The following is a 3,776-nucleotide window of genomic DNA, read 5'->3' on the forward strand; positions in this document are numbered from 1 at the left end:
AGCCAGCGGGAGCCCTCGCCACAGAAGCCAAACCGTGGGCTCAGTCGCTGTTGTCTTCCGGCTCCAGCGCCTGCAACCAGCGGTTCTCGGAGCGGCTCAGGTGCTGGCGCATCGACGTCTGGGCACCGAGCACGTCCTTGCTGGCGACGGCGTGCAGGATCGCCTCATGCTCGACGACGGCGGCTTCCCAGGTCAGGGCATTTTCGGAGTGCTTGCTCAGGTGAGCGGAGATGGGGGTGTGTCGTTCATCAAAGAGAGCGGTGATGATTCGGACCAGGGCAGAGTTGCCGGTCATTTTTGCCAGGCGCTGATGGAACTTGCGGTCGTCCTCCAGCGGCGGCAGGCCATTGGCAATGCTTGCGCGCATGGCGTCGATGCATTCCTGCAGGTAGCGGTAATCGCTTTTCTTGCCATGCAGGCATGCCAGGATCACCGACTCACCTTCGATCAACGCACGGGCCTGCATCAGCTCGGAAGGGCTCTCGCCCAAGGTCATGGCCTGGTTTTTTCCATCCTTGGACCTGGCCCGCACGTACACGCCGGAGCCCATCTTGATTTCGATGTCGCCGTCTATCTCCAGGGCTATCAACGCTTCGCGCAGCGACGGCCTGGAAACCCCCAGCAGTTGGGTCAGGTCGCGCTCGGGAGGAAGCCTGGAACCCGCCTTGAAATCCCGTTGGGCAATGTAGCTGCGCAGTTGATCGGCGATTTTCTGATACGGCTTGCGTTCGGTGGCGTTGATCGGTGAGACCATGGGGTGGCGTCCATCGGAGGGTGCGCAAAGGCTACCATAGGCGCCTGATTGTGGGAGCGAGCTTGCTCCGGGCGACAATACGACGAAGGCGGTGGGTCTGTTTACATCAATGCCGAATGTACCGCCGCTTTTTCGCGAGCCAGCCCGCTCCCACAGTAAAAAGGGTGACTCCGTTTCACATCACCGCGCCGATCTGCCAGGGCAGGAATTCGTTATCGCCCAAGCCGTTCTCTTCACTGCACGTCGGACGTCCGGAAGCGGTCTCCAGCATCAGTCGAAACAACCGCTCCCCGGCCTGGGCCACCGACTCCACCCCATCGACGATACCGCCGGTATTGAAGTCCATGTCCAACTCCATGCGCTGGAACAGCCGGGTGTTGGTGGCGATCTTCAAGGATGGCGTGGGTTTGCACCCATAGGTCGAACCGCGACCCGTAGTGAAGCAGATGAGATTCGCGCCGCCCGCCACCTGGCCGGTCGCCGATACCGGGTCGTAGCCGGGCGTGTCCATGAACACCAACCCTTGGGCCGTGACCGGTTCGGCGTACTGGTAGACCCCCATCAGCCCGCTTGCACCGGCTTTCGCCACCGCGCCCAGGGATTTTTCCAGGATGGTGGTGATGCCCCCGGCCTTGTTGCCCGGAGACGGATTGTTGTTCATGTCGCCGTCGTTGTGGTGAACATAGGCTTCCCACCAACGGATCCGCTCCATCAGTTTTTCCGCAATTTCGGCGGACGCGGCGCGGGCCGTCAGCAAGTGTTCGGCTCCGTAGATTTCTGGTGTTTCCGAAAGAATCGCGGTGCCGCCCTGTTGCACCAGCAGGTCCACGGCAGCGCCAAGCGCCGGGTTGGCTGTGATGCCCGAGTAACCATCCGAGCCGCCGCATTGCAAGCCGACGCACAGATGGCTGGCGGCAACGGTCGTGCGCCGGTATTGGTTGATGAGGGGCAGCATCGCTTCAATATGGGCGATGCCGCGTTGCACGGTTTCGCGCGTCCCGCCTTCCTCCTGGATGATCAGGCTGGCCTTGAGCGCAGCGGGGCGATCCCCCAGTTGGTTCATCAACGGCGTGAGCTGGTTGACCTCGCAACCCAGTCCGATCAACAGCACGCCGGCAAAATTGGCGTGGTCGGCGTAGCCGCGCAAAGTGCGCTTGAGGATGTCGATGCCTTCGCCCTTGGCGCCCATGCCACAGCCGCTGCCATGGGTGATTGCAACGACGCCGTCGACGTTGGGGAAGTCCTTCAAGCGCTCGGCAGAGAAGGCGTTGGCGATCTGCTTGCAGACGGTGGCCGAGCAATTGACGCTGGATACGACGCCGATGTAGTTGCGGGTGGCGACGCGTCCGTCATCGCGGACGTAGCCTTCGAACGTAGCAGGGGTCGGGCTGAGCGAGGTGGGCACATAGACGTTCCGTACGCTTTGCTCAGCGGTGGCGGCGGGCATGTCCAGGTTATGCACGTGGACGTGCTCACCGGGTTCGATGCCTTGGGTCGCCTGGCCGATGACCTGCCCGTACTTGAGCACGCGCTGGCCGGCCAACACTTTGCGCAGGGCGATCTTGTGACCAGATGGAATGGTTTGCCGGGCGGTCAGTGTAATGCCGTCGGCGCTCACCGTCTGGCCTTCGACGATATCGCCCCGGGCCACCGCGACGTGATCACCGGGTGCCAGGACAAGCAAGGAAGAAGCGGGGTTCATGGGGCGTCCTCCGATGTCTAGCACTCGATGATTGCCTTGACGACGCCTTGCTTGGGGTCAAGCAAGGTGGCGAACGAGTCGGGCACATCGGCCAGCGTCAGTCGGTGGGTGTTCAGGGCGGCATCCGGAATCAACCCGTCGCGCAAGCATTGCTCGACATGCCGGAAGTCTTCCCGGGTGGCGTTACGGCTGCCCATCAGCGTGGCTTCACGCTTGTGGAATTCAGGGTCGGAGAAGGTGATGGAATCCCGCACCACGGAGATCATCACGTAGGTGCCGCCGTGCGCGATGAACTCGAACCCACGCTCCATCGCCCGGGCATTGCCGGTGGCGTCAAAGACCACGTCGAAAAAATCCCCGCCGGTCAGTTCAGCCAGGGTTTGCTTGTCGCCTTCGCCGATTTGCACAGCCGCATGGATATCCAGGTGTTCCTTGCAGAACGACAAGCGGTCCTCGCGGGTATCCAGCACGGTGACGTTCGCCCCGCGCAGGCTGGCGAAGATCGCCGCGGCCATGCCGATCGGGCCGGTGCCGACCACCAGGGCGTTTTGCCCTGTCTGGACGTTGGAGCGACGCACGGCGTGAGCGCCGATCGAAAGGAATTCGATCATCGCGGCCTGATCAAGGGAAACCCCCTCGGCCTTGTGCACGAATTGCTGGGGAACACTCAGGTATTGGGTGAAAGCACCGTCGCAGTGAACCCCCAGCACCTGGATCCGTGTGCAACAGTTGGTCTTGCCCTGGCGGCAGGCAATGCAGGATCCGCACGACAAATAGGGCATCACATAAACGACGTCACCCACCGCCAACTCGCTGGTATCGTCAGTGGCGTCCACGACCCCGGAGAATTCGTGGCCCATCACGCGTGGGTATTCAAGGTACGGTTGATTGCCGGTGAAAATGTGCAAGTCGGTGCCGCAGACGCCGACGCGCTTGACCCGGATGAGGATTTCTCCCGGTTTCCTGGACGGCGTTTCACGTTCGAGGGCGGTTAATGAACCGGGTTCGTTGCAGATGACAGTCAGCATGATGAGGCCCCTTGGCGTGCCTGCAGGCAATACTTGAGCGCAGGCGGGAGGAGGGTTTGGGCGCGCGGCTGCTGGAACCGAGGCGCTGTTTTTTATAATGGACGGCAGCGATGTGCCGTTGATGCCGGTCCGAAACTACGCGCCAAAGAAAATATTGGCAAGACCAATCTATAAAAAAATAGATTGGACTGACCAATAGTCTTAAGCGCGAGCAAGCTCGCCTCCACAGGTTGATACGGTGAAACAGATTCCGGATGTCGCGAAATTCCCTGTGGGAGCGAGCCTGCTCGCG

3 protein-coding genes are annotated in these 3,776 nt (G+C 61.5%); all 3 read right to left on the minus strand.

The window, feature by feature from the left end; all coding sequences use genetic code 11:
* Window positions 1-40: 40 nt before the first annotated feature.
* The 3 genes from OC610_RS22945 to OC610_RS22955 all read right to left on the minus strand — a co-directional run bounded on the left by OC610_RS22945 (window position 41) and on the right by OC610_RS22955 (window position 3,484).
* Complete coding sequence (locus tag OC610_RS22945; protein WP_264431052.1) at window positions 41-754, minus strand: FadR/GntR family transcriptional regulator; 714 nt, start codon at window positions 752-754, stop codon at window positions 41-43.
* Between the two features lie 175 nt (window positions 755-929).
* Window positions 930-2,456: a UxaA family hydrolase gene (locus tag OC610_RS22950; protein WP_264431054.1), complete on the minus strand. Its 1,527-nt coding sequence runs from the start codon at window positions 2,454-2,456 to the stop codon at window positions 930-932.
* 17 nt (window positions 2,457-2,473) lie between these two features.
* Window positions 2,474-3,484 carry a zinc-binding alcohol dehydrogenase family protein gene (locus tag OC610_RS22955; RefSeq protein WP_264431057.1) on the minus strand — a complete coding sequence of 337 codons (1,011 nt, stop codon included), beginning with the start codon at window positions 3,482-3,484 and terminating at the stop codon, window positions 2,474-2,476.
* Between the last annotated feature and the right edge of the window lie 292 nt (window positions 3,485-3,776).

The sequence above is a fragment of the Pseudomonas agronomica genome (assembly GCF_025917275.1).
In the GTDB taxonomy this organism is placed as follows: Bacteria; Pseudomonadota; Gammaproteobacteria; order Pseudomonadales; family Pseudomonadaceae; genus Aquipseudomonas; species Aquipseudomonas agronomica.

Bases quoted from the DNA above. Each gene is read 5' to 3' on its own strand.
- OC610_RS22945 (WP_264431052.1), bottom strand. From the start codon at position 754: ATGGTCTCACCGATCAACGCCACCGAACGCAAGCCGTATCAGAAAATC.
- OC610_RS22950 (WP_264431054.1), bottom strand. From the start codon at position 2,456: ATGAACCCCGCTTCTTCCTTGCTTGTCCTGGCACCCGGTGATCACGTC.
- OC610_RS22955 (WP_264431057.1), bottom strand. From the start codon at position 3,484: ATGCTGACTGTCATCTGCAACGAACCCGGTTCATTAACCGCCCTCGAA.